This is a genomic window from Kamptonema animale CS-326 (assembly GCF_028330895.1).
Classification (GTDB): domain Bacteria; phylum Cyanobacteriota; class Cyanobacteriia; order Cyanobacteriales; family Microcoleaceae; genus Kamptonema; species Kamptonema formosum.
On the sequence record NZ_JAQMUA010000031.1, the window covers coordinates 1 to 21,121 of the forward strand.

General features: G+C 43.9%; 15 protein-coding genes. 13 read left to right on the forward strand and 2 right to left on the reverse strand.

Annotation, left to right across the window (positions count from 1 at the left end; translation table 11 throughout):
- Positions 1 to 1,344 precede the first annotated feature (1,344 nt).
- Both PN499_RS02275 and PN499_RS02280 read right to left on the reverse strand, forming a co-directional pair.
- The gene (locus PN499_RS02275; RefSeq protein WP_272030046.1) at positions 1,345 to 2,256 is read right to left on the reverse strand and encodes an SDR family NAD(P)-dependent oxidoreductase; all 912 of its coding nucleotides are present in this window, start codon (positions 2,254 to 2,256) and stop codon (positions 1,345 to 1,347) included.
- A gap of 55 nt (positions 2,257 to 2,311) precedes the next feature.
- On the reverse strand, positions 2,312 to 2,473 hold the full coding sequence (locus tag PN499_RS02280) for a hypothetical protein (RefSeq protein WP_272030047.1): 162 nt from the start codon (positions 2,471 to 2,473) through the stop codon (positions 2,312 to 2,314).
- A 1,058-nt stretch (positions 2,474 to 3,531) separates the two neighbouring features.
- Here PN499_RS02280 and PN499_RS02285 point away from each other — a divergent pair.
- The 13 genes from PN499_RS02285 to PN499_RS02345 form a co-directional block, all read left to right on the forward strand.
- Complete coding sequence (locus PN499_RS02285; protein WP_272030049.1) at positions 3,532 to 3,954, forward strand: ATP-binding protein; 423 nt, start codon at positions 3,532 to 3,534, stop codon at positions 3,952 to 3,954.
- A 95-nt stretch (positions 3,955 to 4,049) separates the two neighbouring features.
- Positions 4,050 to 6,017, forward strand: a complete 1,968-nt coding sequence (locus tag PN499_RS02290) for a PP2C family protein-serine/threonine phosphatase (RefSeq protein ID WP_272030051.1) — start codon at positions 4,050 to 4,052, stop codon at positions 6,015 to 6,017.
- 73 nt (positions 6,018 to 6,090) lie between these two features.
- Complete coding sequence (locus PN499_RS02295; RefSeq protein ID WP_272030053.1) at positions 6,091 to 6,654, forward strand: hypothetical protein; 564 nt, start codon at positions 6,091 to 6,093, stop codon at positions 6,652 to 6,654.
- 109 nt (positions 6,655 to 6,763) lie between these two features.
- Entirely contained in the window at positions 6,764 to 7,372 is a 609-nt protein-coding gene (locus tag PN499_RS02300; RefSeq protein WP_272030054.1) for a DJ-1/PfpI family protein, read from the forward strand.
- A gap of 52 nt (positions 7,373 to 7,424) precedes the next feature.
- Complete coding sequence (locus PN499_RS02305) at positions 7,425 to 9,248, forward strand: AGE family epimerase/isomerase (RefSeq protein WP_272030056.1); 1,824 nt, start codon at positions 7,425 to 7,427, stop codon at positions 9,246 to 9,248.
- Positions 9,249 to 9,519: 271 nt separating this feature from the next.
- Positions 9,520 to 9,852 (forward strand): STAS domain-containing protein, encoded by a 333-nt coding sequence (locus PN499_RS02310; RefSeq protein WP_272030058.1) that lies wholly within the window; start codon positions 9,520 to 9,522, stop codon positions 9,850 to 9,852.
- Between the two features lie 86 nt (positions 9,853 to 9,938).
- Entirely contained in the window at positions 9,939 to 12,053 is a 2,115-nt protein-coding gene (glgX, locus tag PN499_RS02315; protein WP_272030060.1) for a glycogen debranching protein GlgX, read from the forward strand.
- A gap of 53 nt (positions 12,054 to 12,106) precedes the next feature.
- Positions 12,107 to 12,445 carry an anti-sigma factor antagonist gene (locus tag PN499_RS02320; protein WP_272030061.1) on the forward strand — a complete coding sequence of 113 codons (339 nt, stop codon included), beginning with the start codon at positions 12,107 to 12,109 and terminating at the stop codon, positions 12,443 to 12,445.
- 297 nt (positions 12,446 to 12,742) lie between these two features.
- On the forward strand, positions 12,743 to 13,201 hold the full coding sequence (locus PN499_RS02325; RefSeq protein ID WP_272030063.1) for a putative quinol monooxygenase: 459 nt from the start codon (positions 12,743 to 12,745) through the stop codon (positions 13,199 to 13,201).
- Between the two features lie 114 nt (positions 13,202 to 13,315).
- Positions 13,316 to 13,663 carry a carboxymuconolactone decarboxylase family protein gene (locus PN499_RS02330; protein ID WP_272030065.1) on the forward strand — a complete coding sequence of 116 codons (348 nt, stop codon included), beginning with the start codon at positions 13,316 to 13,318 and terminating at the stop codon, positions 13,661 to 13,663.
- 138 nt (positions 13,664 to 13,801) lie between these two features.
- Positions 13,802 to 16,651 carry an antibiotic biosynthesis monooxygenase gene (locus PN499_RS02335; protein WP_272030066.1) on the forward strand — a complete coding sequence of 950 codons (2,850 nt, stop codon included), beginning with the start codon at positions 13,802 to 13,804 and terminating at the stop codon, positions 16,649 to 16,651.
- A 314-nt stretch (positions 16,652 to 16,965) separates the two neighbouring features.
- Positions 16,966 to 20,550, forward strand: a complete 3,585-nt coding sequence (locus PN499_RS02340; RefSeq protein WP_272030068.1) for a PAS domain S-box protein — start codon at positions 16,966 to 16,968, stop codon at positions 20,548 to 20,550.
- A 134-nt stretch (positions 20,551 to 20,684) separates the two neighbouring features.
- Positions 20,685 to 21,121 (forward strand): transposase (locus PN499_RS02345; RefSeq protein WP_272030069.1); only part of this gene is annotated, 437 nt, incomplete at its 3' end.

The following is a 21,121-nucleotide window of genomic DNA, read 5'->3' on the forward strand; positions in this document are numbered from 1 at the left end:
CAGGTGGATATCGGTTCTTAGTTGAGATTTGAGGATAATTTCTGCTCAATCAAGAAAATCAGTCTCTACAATATATACTTGTTTCTATTGGTAGGGCGATCGCTTGTTTGCACCTTGCAGATTTTTCTGGAAAGTGGCATGGGAAACACGGGTTAGCGCGATCGAGTGCAAGTTCAGTATCAAAACAGCAAGCTCATAAATAATAGAGCCGCTGCTTGGACAAACCCTCCGCGATTAGCGATCGCTTCAGTTGGTGCGATCGCAGGAATTGGAATCAAAGCTTACCCGATAGTAGTTCTAGCAGCAACTATAGCTGAACTTGTATAAACAAACAGGCTCAACCCAACCACTAAGAGTCAATATTCAGGTTATCCGTTGGAATACTGCATAGAAAAGTATTTGTTGAGCCTGCTAATTCTGCTAAAACTGTGAGGGCGATCGTTCGTCTAATTGAATTTTTGTTCAATACCGATCGTGGTGTGGCTCTACTATACAAACGCTCCTCTTTATTGGAGAAGTTTTTTATATTTTGGTATAAATATATCGTTCAACATTGCTATTGCTACGACTCATTCCTGCTTTTTGTGCAAGCTTTCTATCTGCATAAGTTTGAGTTCTCATGCGGTTTTTGTTGCTAACAAGCACCCAAATTTAGCTAACAATTAAGCTGAGATTGCACAAGTTTACTCGCCCATTCTCATAAAAAACAGCGAAAAACAGCCAAAAACTCACGAAAACTCAGTCCTAAAAAGTTAAATTTGAGGTTTTTTACCGTTCCGGTACACTTAATATCAATTTAATAATTTAACAGCAAACTCTGCACTCCCAATTCAAGGAATTGTAGCAGAGACAAGCTACTAACTCTAGCATTTATAGCAAGCTGTACTTTCACAATTGAGCAAGCCGAACTAATTGAAAAGCTGTTAAGGTTGCCTAAAAAATAGCAGCCTCGTTATTAGCTATTCAGCTATGACATATTAATGTATCGGAACAATAGCGGTAGCGTTTTCTAGGAATAGTTGCAGTTCAGTTTGTTTGCGAGATTGAATGCAGTGCTACCGCACTTTTGTACAAAAAAAGCGAACTGGAAGAGTAATTTTTTTGCTGCCAGAATGCTAATAGCGTTACTTCGGCAAGCCAGTAAAATTTGTAGTCAAAGCAAATGCGGCGAAACTTGTTAAGCTAGGCAATGAGAAGGCAGTGACAATAGCTGCGCTCAACTGCTCAATGTTCCAGCGATCGCATTAAAGTCTGGAAAACCAAACGCCCCTTCCAGCAATGTGGGGAGTTACATGATGTCAAGCCTAAATCTGCCGTGAGGCGGTAGCCATCCTCTACATCGGGTCAGGCAAGCAGGCGCAACGACTCCTCCCAGAGGCGATCAGCGTTGTCCGGGTTGAGGGCGTAGGGGGCAACACCGCTTATATAGCCGTTGCCGTTTGCGACGATGGTGGCTTCGTTGCAGTCCTCGAAGTAGAGCCCACCGATGCCCTTCAGCAGCCCAGAGGTCGCCAGCAGCCCAGAGGTAGCCGCACCTTGCTCTGGTGTTTTCTGCCGCTCAGGTGGAGTTTTAAGACCGCCAGTGTAGCGCTGGAGGTTGGTGGCGATCGCACCGGGCATCAGGGCGTTGGCGGTGATGCCATCCCTGAACCAGCGTTTGGTGACACCGACAGCGAAAAGTACATTCGCGGTTTTGGACTGCCCGTATGCCAGCCACGGATCATAAGGACGGAACGCGAAGTGGATATCGTCGAATACAACTGGCGACATCAGATGCCCACTGGAACTGACAGACACAATACGTGCTTCCCCGTCGGCAGTCAGTGCGTCGTGGAGTCCTAGTGCCAAGGCGAAGTGTCCGAGATGGTTGGTGGCAAACTGCATATCCCAGCATAAGGGCGTGTGCTGTTCGGGCAATGCCATCACACCAGCGTTGTTGACGAGTATGTGCAGCGGATCGTCCCACGTGGCGACGAAGGCGGCGATCGATGCTTGATCGCTCAGGTCAAGCGGGGCGACGTGAATGTTCTGGTTGCCGGTAGTGGCGATGATATCAGCCGCCGTCTGCGCTCCAGCGTCGGTGTTACGTACAGCCAGCGTTACCTCAGCCCCGAGCCGAGCCAGTGCCCGCGCCGTCTCTACGCCGATGCCTGATGCCGCTCCGGTGACGATCGCTCGCTTACCAGAGAGAGCGATTCCCTCTACCACTTCGGCGGCAGTAGAATGTCGTCCAAATGGTGTCGTAATTCGTGCCATTACCTGATCCTCTACTAATGCTGAAGTTTCAAAAGAGAGCTTCTGTTGTCAAGTGCTACGCGATGCAAAGTTCATCAGTTACTTGGATTTGACCTTTAAGGAAGGAACGAAGTAAACGATTCAGCGATCGCATCTTTTCTTCAGTGATGGACTCGTCGAGGATAGCAGCCATCATACCGTAACGGTCAGCTTTAGTGAGGCGGTGAGTATCAGCCACAGCAAGCGATGATAAAGCAAAAACGCATTTCGATGCGCTGAATGCTTTAGGGGGCGAGGGAAAGTAGCGATCGCTCTCTCCTGGTAAGCTTTAGCTATTGGAAGCTTTGGTTATTCTGGATGCGATCGCCATTTACCAGGGTTAAACCTCTTGCAGCCATCGTCACCACCAGGATAATACCCGGTAAACCCTATAATGCTATTTTTAAGGGCGTGTTCATCCATTTTACTAACCTTCGCTGTTGCTCTTCTTGCCGATTCGTACAATTTTCTCGTTTGGGCAAGGTGATGCCTTCTAGCAAGAATTGCAGTGCAGGGAGCCGAGTTTGAATGAATGCAGTGCTACCGCACTTTTGTACAAAAAAGCGAAGTGCCTCAATATTTTTTTGCTGCCAGAATACTAATAGCGTTACTTCGGCAAGCCAGTGAAATTTGTAGTCAAAGGAAAAGCCGCAAAACTTGTTAAACTAGGCAATGAGAAGGCAGTGAAAAATGTGGGGGCGTTGCTACGGTTGTACTTGATTAAGGCTTATAAAGACAAGGCTTGATAGCTTTTATTCCTATAAAGTAAAAATATCCGTCGATTAGCGCAGACAATTCGATTAATTTTCAGTATTATTACCGATGTTTTTTAGCGTCTGATATGGTAATTACTCCGAAATATGCCAATTAGGCAACCATCCGACTTTTCCGACTTTATGATCCGACTTTTCCGACTTGCTTTATCCGGATTACGCAAACATACTATTGAATAGCATCCACCAAAAGACAGAGAACAATACCAGTCATGCTGTTGATGTGTTCTATCTAAAGATAGAGAGTACCACCAGTCAGGTTATCTATCTGCTCTACAGGCTGCGGGTAGCAGTGGTCTTAACCTAGTAAGCAGTTCTTGGAGAGAACTATCTTAAACCAGCAAATCAATCGGTTTGCTCAATGAGCTGACCTCTATCTAATTTTCTAAGCTAAGTTCCTAGCTGCAAAGCATACAAACTCCCCAAATTGCAGATAAATTTCTGTTAAAATTTATCGTCTTTTGAAGAATACATTGTTTCATTTATGAACCAGTTAATAGTGCCTGGAAAACTAGATTCTTTAAGTCAGATAGCTCAGTATGTCCTCGCGGCAGCAGCGGAAGCTGAGCTGGAAAAAAAAGCATCTTACGGGCTGCGCCTAGCAGTCGATGAAATTGCCACAAATATCATCCTTCACGGTTACGAAGAATCGGGCAGGGAAGGGAACTTGGAGTTGTGGGCAGAACTCAGCGATCGAAACTTGATAATTGTTATTGAGGATACAGCAGTCACCTACGATCCCATCGAGGAACCGCTACCTGATGATTTGGATAAACACCCGCACGAAAAACAAATGGGGGGGCTAGGAGTTTATTTGGCTATTCAAGGCGTAGATAAATTTTCTTACGAGCGGGTAGAAAATCGCAATCGCAATATATTTACGGTCGAGCGGAAAGGTAATAAATAGGAGAGGGCATCCAGGGGATTAAATCTCCCTAATTTCAAACTACAGAAGCCCTACGGCTTTTTGATTGAGCGACGTATAAAAACAGGAGTACAACTGTGGGTTCTTACGTTAAACAGACTAATCCAGACAATTTAGAGAGTTCTGTTTTGCCGTCAGCTAATTTAGAGTTAATTAGTCAAACAGGCCAAACTGACATTAATCTCAAAAACCCAAAAATACCCTTAAGATTTGGAAGAGCTTTAAAGTTTCCCTTCAGTGTGAAGTTAGGCTTAGCGCTTTCCTTGCTATCTGTTGGTGTTGCTACAACAAGTATTTTTTGGCTCCAATCAAGCATCCAGCGAAACCTGCTAAAAAACCAGGCTAAGCAATTAAAAGAACTTGGCATCCAGGAATCTTCATCTTTTTCTAGCAAAGATATAGCAGAAATTAAGAACCTAGCAGCTCAAATTAATTCACAGAGTCTAAAGCTATCCCAGCAGCAAATAAATTCTGGAAAAGAACAGGTTGAGTTTCCGGGGTTATCCAAAGAGGTGCAGGACAAGATTGCAGCTTCAAAAAGCTATAAAAATCTGGCTCGCAAGTTAGGAGAGATTACGAATCAAAGTCGGAGAGACGATTCGTCTGACGTTTACCTCAAGGCATCCTATCTAATCAGCCCAATCCCGGAGTTTCCCGATCTCACATTGGTGAAAATTCTGGCTAGCGATCAAGGGTATCGGTATGAAGGTAGTTCGCCAAAAAGTAGTAATGATTATGTTGGGTACTACTATTTCCCACATTCTCCATCTATCCGCGCAGCTTTCGACGGTCAGCCCCAAGTAGACACTGAGTATTATTATGAGTATAAGAACAAAAAAGAGGCCTACATTTCAACCGCCGTTCCCCTGAAAGATGATACGGGTAAAGTTGTTGCTGTCCTCAACTTAGATGTCGATGTTAGTAGCCTAGCCATAGAAGTTGATAGCCTGAAATGGACTAGCTTGAAAATTATTGGCAGTAGCTTATTCATTTCCTTGCTAGTAGCATCCCTGATCAGCAACTGGTTAGTGAAACCCATTCGCAAGCTGTATCAGGCATCAGAAAAGATTCGCAACCATAATTTTGATGTAGCTGTAGAAGTCAAGAGCAATGACGAGTTTCAACAACTGGCTGAGGCTTTCAATGCTATGGTTGCAGAGGTAAGTCGATACACTAACAACCTGGAATCTATCGTAGAAGTACGAACCGATCAACTGAACAAGGCTAAAAACGAATTAGAAACCGATATCGAAAAAGGGCAAAAGCTGCAAAGAAACTTTTTGCCAAATCCCATTTTAACCGTACCAAATTGGGAAATCTGTGCGACCTTTGAACCAGCCAAAAAAGTTGCCGGCGACTTTTATGATGTTTTTCCACTTCCTAATGGCAGTATAGGATTAGTGATTGCAGATGTTTGTGACAAAGGCGTTGGGGCAGCGATGTTTATGGGGCTATTTCGTAGCTTTATTAGGCTGTTTTCTGGAGGAACAAATTTTCAGTTCTGCGATCGAGAAGCAACGGATCGCACAGCCGGAATGGAATTAGAATTTGACTTATATCAAAGGCAAGCTCTCCAGGCAATTGAGATTACCAACAACTACATTAGTGAAGAACATGGTGAAACCGGTATGTTTGCCACAATGTTCTTCGGGGTACTCAATCCAGAAACAGGTTTATTAACCTATATTAACGGCGGGCATGAATCACCTTTAATTATCAATGCTTCTGGGATCAAGACTGCCCTCAAATCTACAGGCCCCGCCGTAGGAATGATGCCAAATATGAAGTTTAAAATTCAGCAGGTTCAGCTCGAACCGGGAGATATTCTATTTGGTTACACGGATGGTCTTACTGATGCCCGCAGCCCCAACAAGGAATTTTTCACAGAAAAGCGAGTGCTTTCACTCCTAAATCAGCCTTATTCCTCCGCATCCGAATTACTAGAACGTATGAAAACCGATGTGTTTACCCATATAGACTGTGCAGCGCAGTTTGATGACATTACCTTGCTAGCAGTGCGACGGAAAATCCCCGGCACATCCTAATTCAATTTTAGGTAACTGGGTTTTCAGTCCTACTGAAAGTATGAGTTCTTTATTCACCACTAAGGAGTTACCAATGACTCGAATCAACTACTATAAAGGCTTGACAGCCGACTATTCAAAACCTGGATTGGTTTCGGACGAACTTAAGCAAACAATGATTGAGTTAGCCGAGAAAATTGTGGCAATGAAGGAAGAAAAGTTGCCCGAAATTAGCTCAGATTATACTCTCGAACAAATCGAAAAAGAAAATCAGGAATGGTGGCCGACTCACTGCGAGGCATTAAGACAATGCCGGGGTGACATCTTAACAGGTGAATATCGCGAAGATTTGGTTTACTTATGCCAAGACGGCCCCTATCGCGGTTTAGACAAACAAAAAGAACGCGAGAAACACTGGTGGGCTTTAATTGCACAGCCAGGGGTGACAATGTGCTGGCCGATTGTGATGTTTTTTGGCGAACACACTTACTTTGAGTGGAAGTGTGTGGACGACGAAACTAACGAAACCCTTGCCAAAGGTAATGTCACTTGGGTGCGGCGCGGCCACCGAGGAGCCTGCTACCTCAAAACCGAACAATTGACTTTCTACCGAGATGTTTTTGCCCCTGATTCACTTTTAAAGCTAATCAAGGCCTAAATACTTCCTCTTGTCTGGTTAGGAGATGTAGGAATTCCGTCATGGGCTTCTATCTCAGAAGACAATCATCAACCTAAAACAGTTTACGAGCACAAGGATTTTGTAGGGTATGGCAACTGAAAGTAAAGGCAAAATTGGTGTTTTGATTGAAGAACATTTTGATCCTACCGAATATCGGGAATTCAATGAGTTTTTTCCGAAACATGGTTACGAAGTCGAGTATATTTCTCACTTGTGGGGAAATCAACAATTAACTTTCGGATCAAACCCAGAGAATGATAAAGTTGAATATCATGTGACTGTCACCACAGAAGTCAATGATATTAATCCGTCAGCCTACAAAGGCATTATTGCAATTGGGGCTTATGCTACCGATCGCCTGAGATATCAGGCGAAAGTCAAGAAAGGTCAAAAAAACCAAGCGCCGGCGGTAGAATTTCTCAGAAAATCCATGCACTCAGAAAGCCTAAAGCTCGGAACAATCTGTCACAGTTTGTGGCTGTTCTGCGCCGACTCAGACTTACTGAAAGGGCGGAAAGTGACCTGCGCTCACAACATCATCTGTGATGTAGAAAATGCCGGCGCAGAAGTTGTCTACGACGAAGAAAATGAAGTCACCGTTGACTTAGTAGTAGATGGAAATTTGATTACCGGCAAGCATCCAGGAGTAGTAGACCAATTCATGGAAGTTTTTGTGAAAGAGATCGAGAACAAGTAAAAAATACCGACAAGTAGGCAGAAAAATCTAATCAATTAGCAGAGGAAAGAGAATGGAACGGATGAATTTTTCATTCTCCGACATGATCGGAGGATATGTTACCCACTTCAACCGCAGCGACAAAAGCTTCGGCATCAAGACATCAGACGGTCGCGAATATACTGCGTACCTGACACCAACTACTTACGGTCGCATTACCCAAAACCTAGAAGAACCTTACCTAAATGCTACGGAACGGCTCGCAGAACTGCTGCACCCCGGCCAGCACGTCTTCGCTTACGGTGTCTTCTATCCTCACGGCGAAGGACACAAATTTGAAGCCAAATCTTTAGTTTTTGCTGGCGAAGAGTCCCAAAAATATCGCCACGAAGAACAGGACTGGTGGATTAAGCAAGTCCGCTCCATTGCTGACAGCTACCTGAAATGGCAATTTGGCTACCCCAAGCAGCCAATTGACTATAAGGAATATCGGACGATGCTGAATCTGTCCGGTAGCAAAAAGCAAGATGACTACTTGCAAGAAACTGACACCGTTTCCCGCTTGGTTTATGGGTTTGCTTCAGCTTTTTTAATGACAGGCGAAGACCGCTTTTTAGAAGCCGCTGAAAAAGGGACTGAATACCTACGCGATCACATGAGGTTTTACGACCCCGATGAAGACCTAATTTACTGGTATCACGGGGTACGGGTCAAAGGACAGCGGGAACAAAAACTGCTTACTTCTGAATTCAGCGACGACTACGATTGCATCCCCGCTTACGAGCAAATTTATGCTCTTGCCGGCCCGATTCAAACTTACCGAATCACAGGCGACCCGCGCATTCTTAAAGATGCCGAAATGACCGTTGATTTGTTTGACAAGTTCTTCATAGATAAAGAACAAGGCGGTTATTTCTCCCACGTTGATGCCCTCTCCCTTGATGCCCGCGCCGAGTCCCTAGGTCGCAACCGCGCTCGCAAAAATTGGAACTCAGTCGGCGACCACGCACCTGCGTATTTAATTAACCTTTATCTGGCAACAGGCGACCAGAAATACGCCGACTTTTTAGAGTACACTTTTGACACCATTGCCAAGTATTTCCCTGAGTACGAAACCAGCCCGTTTGTTCAGGAAAAGTTCAATGAAGATTGGACTCCTGACAAAATCTGGGGCTGGCAGCAAGACCGGGCTGTTGTCGGTCACAACCTGAAGATTTCATGGAATTTGATGCGAATGCAATCGCTTAAAGCCAAAGATAATTACAAAGAATTGGCTGAAAAGATTGCGAATCTCATGCCTGATGTGGGGAGCGATCGCCAGCGCGGAGGGTGGTACGATGTCGTCGAGCGTATCCGCGAACCAGGAGAGGAACAGCACAGCTTTGTCTGGCACGATCGCAAAGCTTGGTGGCAGCAAGAACAAGCAATTTTAGCTTACTTAATCCTCAGCGGTCTGACTCAAAACCCAGAATACTTGCGCCATGCTCGCGAAGCGGCGGCCTTCTACAGTGCCTTCTTCCTGGATCATGACGACGGTGCAGTTTACTTCAATACTTTAGCCAACGGACTGCCGTACTTGCTGGGAAATGAGCGATTCAAAGGCTCTCACTCCATGTCTGGCTATCACTCCACTGAACTGTGCTACCTATCTGCGGTTTACACCAACCTGCTGATTACTAAGCAGCCGATGGACTTCTACTTCAAGCCAATGCCGGGAGGATTTAAAGACAATATCCTGCGAGTTTCACCTGATATTTTGCCCCCCGGCAGTATCAAAATCGGTGCTTGTGAAATCGACGGAGAACCCTACAGCAACTTCGACGCAGATAACTTAACCGTTCAGTTGCCGGATACCAAAGAGCGAGTCAAAGTCAAAGTGCAGATTGTCCCGGTATAGTCAGCCGTTTTCAGGGCTGATACACTCCGCCAAAGAAACCGGGTTTTTCAGCAAATTTACGGACTGCAACGAAATATTGTCGCAAAAACCCCGGTTTCTGACCACCCTTTAGTCCAGGACTATCAGAACTTACGCACGACATCTATATCTGGTTTTTTGTAGGGGCAATCCCCCCACGCGCGGCGAAGCTATCGCGCAAGCGAATCGCCCCTATCCCTGGGTCTCTTGCGTAAGTCCAGGACTATCTCATTTATTTTCAAAGAGGTCAATGATGAATATTGCCATTAGTAAAACAGCAGAAATAACAGTAGTTAAGTTGGAGGGCGATATCGATGCTAGTACCGCCGTAGGTGTTCAAGAAAAGGTAGTTCCTCTGGCAGAACCAGGAGTTCAAATCCTCTTAGATATGACAGAAGTCCCCTATATGTCTAGTGCAGGCTTACGGATGCTGCTGTCACTTTATCGGCAGGTATCGGCTAAAGAAGGCAAACTTGTATTGGTGGGGGTTGCTGAGGAAATTAAAGACACAATGGAAGTAACTGGATTTCTCAGCTTTTTTACTACCTGCGACACGTTGGATTCAGGAATAGCCGCGCTGAAGTAAGCCTGAAAGTCAATTAAATCACATCAAAGTTTGGTTTTTTACAAGGTGCGATCACTGTTCAGGATTTTAAATTAGTAGGACAGGTCATGGAACGAATAGACATTCACCCCACTCACAAACATGGTGACTTTAAATTGCGTGTAGGTCGCCCGATGCCTTTCGGAGCAAGTTTAGTACCCGGAGGAGTTAATTTCTCAGTATTTTCCAGCTATGCGACATCCTGCACGCTAGTGCTATTTAAAAGACACGCTAAAGAACCCTTCGCGGAAATTCCCTTTCCCGATGAGTTCCGAATTGGCAATGTCTTTAGCATGACTGTATTCGACATCGATTACGAAAACATCGAATACGGCTACCGCATGGACGGGCCTTTCAACCCCCAAGCAGGTCATTATTTTGACAAAACCAAAATTCTCCTAGATCCCTATGCCAAAATTATTGGCGGCCGAGATATTTGGGGAGTGACACCGGATTGGAATGATATTTATCAACACCGATCGCGGATTAGTTTTGACGACTTTGATTGGGAAAATGACAGACCTCTGGAAATTCCACCGGAGGATCAAGTTATCTATGAAATGCACGTCCGCAGTTTTACCCGCCATCCCTCCTCCGGCGTGAAACATCCGGGAACTTTTGCAGCTATCCGCGAAAAAATTTCCTACTTTAAAGAGTTGGGCGTTAATGCGATCGAACTCATGCCAATTTATGAGTTTGACGAATTTGAACATTCTCACCCCAGCCCGATCACGGGGGAATTGCTGGTCAATTATTGGGGATACAGTACCGTTGGTTTCTTTGCGCCCAAGGCTGGCTATGCCGCAACTGGTAAACTAGGAATGCAGGTGGATGAGGTCAAAGCACTCGTCAAAGAACTGCACAAAAATGGCCTAGAAGTCATTTTGGATGTCGTCTTTAACCACACAGCAGAAGGAGACCAACGCGGCCCGACAATCTCATTCCGGGGGCTGGATAACAAAACATACTATATGTTAACCCCAGAAGGTTATTACTTTAACTTCAGCGGTTGCGGCAATACGCTCAATTGTAATAACCCGATCGTCCGCAATATTGTGTTGGATTGCTTGCGCTACTGGGCGAGTGAATATCACATTGATGGCTTCCGATTTGACTTAGCAGCTATTTTAGGTCGCGATGCTTGGGGCTTTCCCCTATCTAATCCGCCATTGCTGGAAACACTGGCATTTGACCCAATTCTAGCGAAGTGCAAACTGATTGCTGAAGCTTGGGATGCGGGTGGTTTGTATCAGGTTGGTTCGTTCCCCGCTTACGGACGTTGGGCGGAGTGGAATGGCAAATACCGCGACAGTATTCGCAAGTTTTTGAAAGGAGATGGCACTGTCGGGGATGCGGCACAGTGTTTGCAAGGTTCGCCGAATCTCTACGCTCAACAAGGGCGCGGCCCAGCTACTTCAATTAATTTCATTACGGCCCACGATGGTTTTACTCTGGCTGATTTAGTGTCTTATAACGAGAAACACAATGAAGCTAACGGGGAAAATAATAACGACGGTGGCAATGATAATGACAGTTGGAATTGCGGCGCGGAAGGGTGGACGGACGATTCGGGTATTAATGCTTTGCGATCGCGCCAAATGCGAAATGCGATCGCGATGCTCATGGTTAGCCAAGGCGTGCCCATGCTGCTAATGGGCGATGAACTCGGCCGCAGTCAAAATGGCAACAACAATACCTACTGCCACGACAACAAACTTAATTGGCTGGATTGGGATTTATTAAAAACCAACGCCAGTCTATTTCGCTTCGTCAAAAACAGCATTGCCTTCCGCAACGCTCACCCGGTACTGAGAAATAAATATCACTTCCAGAACCGGGATTATGTGGGCAGTGGCTATGCAGATATCACTTGGCATGGCACCCAAGCCTGGAACGCAGATTGGTCTCCTAGTTGTCGCACCATCGCCTTCCTGCTTTGCGGCAAACACGCGAAAGCAGGAAGTGTTGAAGATAACTACATTTATGTCGCGATCAATATGCACTGGGAGGCGCAATGGTTTGAAATTCCCGGTTTGCCGGAACAGTTGCGATGGCACATTTCTGTGAATACCGGCTGCACGTCTCCAGATGATATTTGGGAACCGGGAACGGAACCCAAATTAGAAAACCAGCACGGTATTCTTTTGGGCAATCGCTCGATCGTCATCTTAGTCGGCAAGTAATCTCATCATCAACTTAATCCCACTCACAAACATCTTCAAAAGGACACAAAATTATGGCTTTCAGTGCAACCCTAGAATCATCAGGTCATGCTGCAAAAATTACACTGACTGGCGAATTAGACGCAAGTTCTGCACAGATATTCAAAGAAGAAATTGAGAAAGCAGCAATCGCCAAGCCAAAGCATTTAGTGCTGATGATGCAAAAGTTAGACTATATGGCGAGTGCGGGTCTGCGAGTCCTGATCTTCGCCAAACAAAAAATGGGAGTTGATGTCGATATTTACGTCGTTGGCGCTCAGGAATTGATAATTGATACTTTGGAAAAAACCGGATTTATACAAGGTGTCATTGCCGTTGACGATTACGATTCTATCGGACTCGAAAGCGCCTAATAGCCTTAGTATAGCAATCCTAAATGAGATGTGAACACCTTTATATATATGGGTAGTGTTCATAACTTATTTAGGATTGCTATAGATAAAACTGTAGATTTTAGCAGGACAAGCTGCCTGATAACATCTAAAGCCTCTGTCAGAGGCATCTCTGGTGGGTTGTACCCAATAGGTGTCAACTTAACGTCAAACTTAGTCACAGATTGCTGTTTAACCATTAGATGTTGACACCAATGGCTTGTACCAGCTCACTACTCAACTTACTAGATCCGCCACCATCAAATACAGAGGCAAGAAATGCTAAAAGCATATTTTTTCAAAAGATTTCGAGGAATCAGTAAGGTTCTTCTGCTCTTTTTTGCCGCTTTTGTTTGCACAACAATATTCAGCACTTCTGGCTTGGCTCAGGTTCCATCAAACAGGCAACAAAATAGTAATGTCACTCTGCCATTAGTTGTAGCCAATCGATTTGAAGTCAAACCCGAACAGCGGGAGCTATTTCTGAAGTTAGCAACTGCTGCTCTCGCTCCTACGCGAGCTGAATCAGGTTGTATCAGCTACGGATTTTACGAGCAGCCAACCGCAAAAAACTCTTTCATCTACTACGAAGAGTGGAAAGATGGCACAGCTTTAAGGGAGCATTTAAAGCAGCCTTACGTTCAGCCGCTGCTGGCCAAGTTTTCAGAAATTCTCAAGGGTTCTCTGATTGTTAGAGTTTATACCACTAACAGTGTTGCTCAGGAGTTGCCTAAATAAATAGTTGACAGTTGATAGTTGACCGTTGATTCTACCAATTCTGAAAATTGGCGTAAATCCTAGATTACTTAGAAATGCCTGCGTAGTAAAGTTTAGTTAGGAAGGTAAAGCCTCATGGAAAATTACAAAAATGCAGTTTTGGATGATTTAGAGCTGCAAGAAGGACTGAAGGGAATCAATCCCAAATTTGGTGATTTTGTGACCAGAGTGGCTGGAGAAGCCTGGGGATTACCACACATCGATCAAAAAACAAAAGCTCTGATTACTATTGCTGTAGATGTAGTGAATCAGGATCAAGTTGGCCCTGGGAACCCCTTTGGAGCTCACGTCTCTATGGCTCTCAAGCAGGGAGCTACTTATGAGGAGATTGAAGAATTACTGCTGTTTATGTGCGTTTATGCTGGCTTCAATAAAGTAGCTGGTTGTTTTGGGGTGTTGAATGAGATAGTCGCTCAGATGTGATCGGCACAGTAGTGAAACATGAGTTCGACGATCTTCTCGCCTTGTGAAATTATTCGAGCCCCTCCAACTCACGTTCTAAAACTTCCTGCATTCAGCAATATTAGAACAGACGTAAACTTTTTTGGCAATTAAGCAATCATGTTAGAAATCGAACAAAATGATACCCGCACAGCTAGCCACCTTGGTCACGACCACACTGAGGAAGATACTCAGGACACCAGTACCACTACGGCTCAATTACCCACAGGATTTACCTGGCCTAGTTTCTCGAAAGAGGACAGATATAACCCCAACGCACCCTACAATGGAGCTCCTCAATTCCAATGGTCTAAAAACATTGGATTGCCCATTCCCAAAAACTTCTCTTTCGACAATGTTTTAAAGGAACCTAATGGCGATCCTAACGGGGAAAATTTATCATTTTATACGGGATTGCAACAGGAAACTAGCCCTGGATCAAATCAGTGGGACTCTTTTCCTGCTGGCGAAGCGCAACAATTTTTAATTAGCAGTGTCAGCAAAGCGGCAGTACAAGCATTAAACTCCCAAACTCAAGAGGGGAAGCCCGTTAATTTAAACACTATTCCCACTTCAACTAACCCTCGGCCATATACGATGGCTCTAACTGTCACCCCTTATAATGCTGGTCCGATTCCTCACATTCACTGGGCTGAAGATGAATGGTTCATTGTATTGCAAGGGGAAATGGATGCTTGGTTGCCCGTTGCTAATAAAGCTCCCTATCAAATTGGAGAAATTCCCGGGCAAAATGGTGTTCCTAAAATTGATGACTACTACTACGTACACCTAACCTCGGGGCAAATTGGCTTCTTACCTGCTGGATACACTCATAACTACAGAAATGCAAGCCCTACTAAAGAACCTCTAACCTTTTTAACAATTTGGTCTAGAAAGGATCAAACGGCGACACCGGGAGGTATTGAGGAATTTTTTGCCAAACAAGGGATTGGTGTCTTTGCTGATACCGCCAATGATGCTGCTGGGATTGGCTCGCTTTATAATAAAAATCCTGGTTCGCCAGAGTTTCTTGCTAACCAGCAAAGATTCAGAGATTATTTCAAGCAATTCCCCGATTACTATGTGGCGCTGAGTCAGAATTTCGGCAGTTATTTAACAGGTGGAGGTAATTGGAACCCATCGATTCCTGAAGATACTCAAATTATCCCCAGTCCACCCCCAAATCCACCTTTCTTACCGCCAGGCCCCAATTCTCCCAGCACATCAGTTAATTTTAATATTCCTCTCGATCCAGCGCTGATAGAGCGATTTAGTATTTCTGCGGGAGGCGCAAATTCTCAGCAATTGCTAAGTTTAGTCAGCAATTATGAGAAAAATACTAGACTACAGAATGGCAACTCTTCCAGTGATTTTTACCGAGATCAGAAGAATCCTCAAAATTTCCTCTTGATTGAGAGATGGAACAAGTATTCAGACTTGGATAAGTATAGGCAATCTGATAGCTATAAGCAATTTGTAGACCAACTTAAGTCAATTGGAGCTGTAGTTAATACTCCAACAATTGATACAGTAGAAACGGACAGTAAAGTTGATAGTCCGAAAGTTTTGGTTGGCAAGTTTAAAGCTAAAAGCGGGACTCGCGACCAAATAATATCGCTTGCAAACGAGCTGACGCAAAAAACTAAAGAAACGGAAAAGTCGAATAATGTTGCTTTTGAGTTTTATGAAGATACCGTGCAGCCCAACCAATATTTTTTCTATGAAAAATATGTAAATGGAGCTGCATTAGATGCTCACTTAGGGGCGCAGTACACCGAAGAGTTTTTTAGAAAATTTTCGCCGCTTTTGGAAGGTAAGGGACTCTCCGATACCAGCGTCGCTCAGGTGAAAATTGAGTCGGTTCGTACATCGTCGGCTAGCGATCCGCTAACTGGTGTATACCAGGGTCAGAAAGACGGTGTAGATATTCTCACCAATCTGTTTAAAGATACACCTGAGCTATCTGTCTCTTTAAATGCCAGTAATGGGATTGTAAGTGTCAATAACAAATCCAATACGCCCGGTGTAGGGATTAATCTTTTGTTCGCGGCTGGAAAACCGAGCAATCAACCTGTTGAATATGGCGTCTTTGCTGTCGATGATGCTAATAATCGCGTGAATGGCCTTCTGCCAACCGATAGCGGATACTTAAAAGCAGTGCAGAAACGAGCGATGGTTTTATTTAATACCACTGCTAATAGTTCTACCAGTGCTGCTAATAACTCCCGCAATATTCCAGTGGAAACCACGCAGAAATTAGCTATCTATCAAGTTGCTGGTGGGTCGATTTTTGACGCTAATCCTGCTGCTAAGTTCTCATTCCAAGACCCTCAATTTTCCGTACAGCCAAGTGGAGATGCTCTGTCTTTTAGATTTTCTGATAATTCGGGAGGGACGATCGCATTAAATGGGCCTGTAGAGAGCTTTCAGGATATAATTGGCGATCGCCAGACTAAGGGTCGCAATGTTCTGGATACTTCAACAATTGTCGATCGCCAGATCGAGGCAGATATCGACATAACTAAAAGTCCCCAGCCTACAGGTTTTACATATCGGATTGGACTTTACGAAGTCCTCAACAAGAAAGGTGATGTTAAAGATCTGTTAACAGGTGAAATTGTGACGGCAGAAAACCCTAATTACGCGAATGTTGTTCTGTCTAAGTTAAAGAAAATTGAGCTGGATACGAGTCCTTTAAATCAAGGTCAACTGAATAATTCTGGAAGCTATCTGTTGGATAGCGGGAAGTTGTACGCGCCGTATATGACAACTTTCGATTCGCAACAGCGATCGTCAGCGACTTACTTTGCTTACAAAGAAGCTAATCCCGATCACTCAAGCCATATTATTTCGCTAGGAGCTAATCGTTTTGGCCTGGAAGATTCCCCTAGTGGTGTTGTTAAGGGTGACTTTAACGATATCACAATTAGTATGAACTTTAATTTTGCTGACCCACCTTTTGCTCTATAGCCGAAACTCCTAAATTCTATCAAACAGCCTGAGACAGGCAAGATGCCTATCCTACGCTTAGGCGTTTGAGTAGCAATCGATACTGTTGGCGAAATATTTCTTAACATTAGAGCGATCGCCAAGAGGTATCTGTTTGGTCATAAATAAGTTATGCGTTCTATAGAACCCATTTGACATCTTCTGTCGATCGTCTCACAGCAAGCGATCATCTCACAGCAAGCGGTTGATTCTTTGGTGGTATAAATACAGCCGGAACCGCTGTATTATCAACTCAGGCAGCGATCGCTCTCACTAACACCAAACTCTACACCCAAGTGCGAATCAGCGAAAATCACCTCCAGAAATTCCTAGATGTCATCCCAATTGGTATCTCGGTACATGATGCCACAGGACAAATCACCTACGCCAATCAAGTAGCAAAGCAGTTACTTAACATTCAAGATTTACCAGCAGCTACGAGGGAGGAAATATCGAAAGCTTACCACGTTTATCGGGCAGACAGCGATCGATTGTATCCAGTGGAAGAACTCCCTTTAGTGCGAAGTCTGGGTGGCTTCCCAGCTTGGGCGGATGACTTAGAATTGCATCAAGGATCGAGGCTTGTTTCTTTAGAAGTAACCACTACACCGATCTACAATGATCGTGGAACTGTAGAATACGCGATCGCTTCTTTTCAAGATATCACCCTACGCAAACAAGCCCAAAAAGCACTCGTGGAAAGCGAACAACGTTACGCCGCATTAGCCAAAGCTGCACCTGTAGGAATTTTTCGCAACGACCTCCAGGGTAATTGTTTATACGCGAACGATCGCGGTTTTGAGATGATTGGAGTCCCGGAAGCTGAAGCGATGGGGACAGGATGGACGAAAACTTTACATCCCGACGATCGCGATCGCATTATCGCTGCTTGGTTAAATTTTACAAAACAAGGCGTTCCCTTTCACTGCGAGTACCGATTTCTGCGACCTGATGGTACTATTATCTGGGTATTTGGACAAGCAGTTCCAGAAAAAGATGCCTCTGGCAATGTCATTGGTTACGTCGGAACTATTACCGACATTAGCGAACGCAAACAGGCAGAAGAAATCTTAGCAAATTATCACAAAACCCTAGAAATTCAGATAGCCCAACGCACAGCCGAATTGCGACAAACCAATCTCAAACTAGAGGCAGAAATCGCCTCTCGCCAGCAGATAGAACTCGCACTGAGGAAAAGTGAAGAAAAATCAACCACTATTTTGAATAACGTTGGTGCTTGTATTTATATCAAAGATTTGAATGGCATCTATATCTACGCCAATTCTTGCATGGCGGAATTATTTGGACTTTCACCAGAGGAGATGCTTGGCAAAGATGATTTCCAATTTTTCTCAGAAGAAATGGCTTCTTCTATCCGAGAAAGCGATAGACAAGTGATGGAAAGCGGTACGGGATTACATACTGATCAATCTGGTTTTGTCAAGCATTCCGGCGAAATTCACTACTATTTTTCTGTCAGAGTTCCCCTCAAAAATCCTGATGGCAGTATCATAGGCGTTTGCGGGATTTCCACAGACATTACTTCTCTCAAAAAAGCAGAAGCAGCGCTGCGGCAGAGCGAAGCACGCTATCTTGGTATTATTGAAGACCAAACAGAACTAATCGTCCGGTATCTTCCTAACGGCACTTTGACCTTTGTCAACGAAGCTTACTGCCGATTTTTGGGAGTGAAACGTGAAGAAATTATCGGAAATCATTATTCACCTATTATATTTGAAGAAGACCGGGAATACGTGCAAAAAGAAGTCAATTCTATTAACGAACAAAATCCTATTGTCACAATTGAAAATCGGGTAATTGTAGGAGGAGAATTGCGTTGGATGCAATGGATTAACCGGGGGATATTTGACAATAACGGACAAATTGTAAAATATCAGGCGGTGGGGCGAGATATCAGCGCTCACAAACGAGTTGAAGAAACTTTAAAAGCCAGCGAACATTTTTTGCAAAAGGTTACTCATGCAGTCCCGCAGGTTTTATATTTATTCGACATATCACAAGGTACAACCATCTATCTTAACCGACAGTGTGATGCCGTTTTAGGCTACTCGCCAGAAGAAATTTATCAAGCTTCTCCAGAGTGGCTAATTAATTGCCTTCATCCCAATGACCGACATCTCTACTACAATATAAATTCTCGCTTTACAAAGCTAACTGACAATGAAGTTCTTGCCACCGAATATCGATTTCGACATAAAAATGGTGAGTGGCGTTGGATGAATGCGCGAGAAGTCGTCTTCGCCAGAGATGCTAACGGAGTACCTAAACAAATTTTAGGGGCAGTGCAGGATATTAGCGAACGCAAAATGACAGAAGTTCTCCTCGCCCAAGCTAAAGAAACTGCTGTTGCTGCGAATAAAGCCAAAAGCGTATTTCTTGCTAATATGAGTCACGAACTGCGGACCCCCCTTAACGTCATCCTGGGATTTTCCCGATTGATGAGAAATGATACCAATTTCTCAGAAGAACAACAAGAAAATCTCGACATTATTTGTCGCAGTGGAGAACATTTGCTTTCTTTGATCAATCAAGTGCTGGAACTCTCTAAAATTGAAGCCGGAAGACAAACACTGAATGAAAGTAACTTCGACCTCTACTACTTGCTAGCTTTGCTAGAAGATATATTTTCTTTGAAAGCCAAAGATAAAGGTTTGCTGTTAACTTTTGAGCGCGAACCAAACGTTCCCCAATATATCCGCACTGATGAAGCGAAATTAAGACAAGTCCTAATTAACCTGCTGAATAATGCGATTAAATTTACCAAGGCGGGAAGTGTATCGCTGAAAGTGGCAATGGAGAATAGAAAATTGGGCATGAATAATCAGAGTCAGTTAATTCCAGAAAATAGCAGCATCTTACTCGTTTCTAATCCCCGGATAATATTTGAAGTTTCAGATACGGGATTTGGGATTGCCCCTGAAGAATTTGATAAACTATTCAAACCTTTCTTACAAACAGCATCAAGTGAACAAGTGCAGGAAGGAACGGGGTTAGGATTGACGATTAGCTGTCAATTCATTCACTTAATGGGAGGTGAAATAACTGTCAGCAGTCATGGTCAAGTTTTCACTCCCAGTGAAAAGAAGTTAAATGTCACATCTTTTAATGAATCCCAGAAAGGTACAACCTTTAAAATTAACATTCCCGTGGGTATCTGCAATGAAAACGAGATTGAGAAGCCACCTCAAAATCGTCGTGTTATTGGTTTAGCGCCCCATCAACCGTCATATCGAATACTGATTGTAGACGATAACGATTACAATCGAAAACTGTTAGTAAAAATCCTGACAAACATTGGTTTTGAAATAAGAGAAGCCAGTAACGGTGCAGAAGCAATTGAAATTTGGCAATCTTGGGAACCGCATCTGATTTGGATGGATATGCGAATGCCAGTTATGGATGGTTATGAAGCAACTAAACGAATTAAAGCTACTACTAAAGGGCAAGCTACGGCTGTGATTGCGATTACCGCTAGCGCTTGGGAAGAAGAAAAGACGGTGATCTTATCGGCTGGATGCGATGACTTTGTACGGAAACCTTTTCAAGAACAAACTATTTTCGATCTCATGGCCAAATATTTAGGAATCAGTTATATTTATGAATTGCCAGAGTTAGATTCTCGTCCCGACAATGTGGCTGAAGAACCTTTAAATTTAACCAGCATTCTAGCAATAATGTCAAAAAAATGGATTATAAAATTGCATGAAGCTGCTTTTGATGCCGACTCGGAATTAGTATCTAAATTGCTAGAAAAAATCCCTTCATCCTACGTACTGGAGCTTCAGATTCTTAGGGCTTGGGTTAAGAAGTTTCAATTTGAAAAGATTTTGGATTTAACAGAACTGTTTTTGCAGAAATAACCAATAATTAATTAGGGCTTGCTGAATCAGTACCCGGAGGTGATGCAGTCTGGGTTATGCGATCGCGGAGCGAGAGTATGGTGCAAGAAAAACAGGTAAAATAAGTCAAAAGCCTTGCATCACCATCCCTCACCATGTACAGAAAAGCTGAGTCTGTTCCCAGGGAACCCTTCGACTTTGAACTCCCCTTTGAAGGAAGGTTGTCAAAAGACAACCGTTGGGTAAAAATGGCCGAACTAATCCCTTGGTTAGAATTTGAATCAGATTATGCTGAAAATTTTCCGACCGAAATGGGCGCACCCGCCAAATCATTTCGGATGGCATTAGGGGCATTAATCATTAAAGAAAAACTGGGAATAAGCGATATAGAAACAGTAGAACAGATCCGAGAAAACCCATACCTGCAATACTTTATCGGTCAATCAACATACAGTAATAATCCTCCATTTGACCCATCACTATTAGTCCACTTTCGGCAGCGAATCAGTGCAAACTTAATCAAGAAAGTGAACGAACGAATGGTGGAAAAAATGTGCGAAACCACCCCAAAACCGCGCGAAAAAAAAAAGGA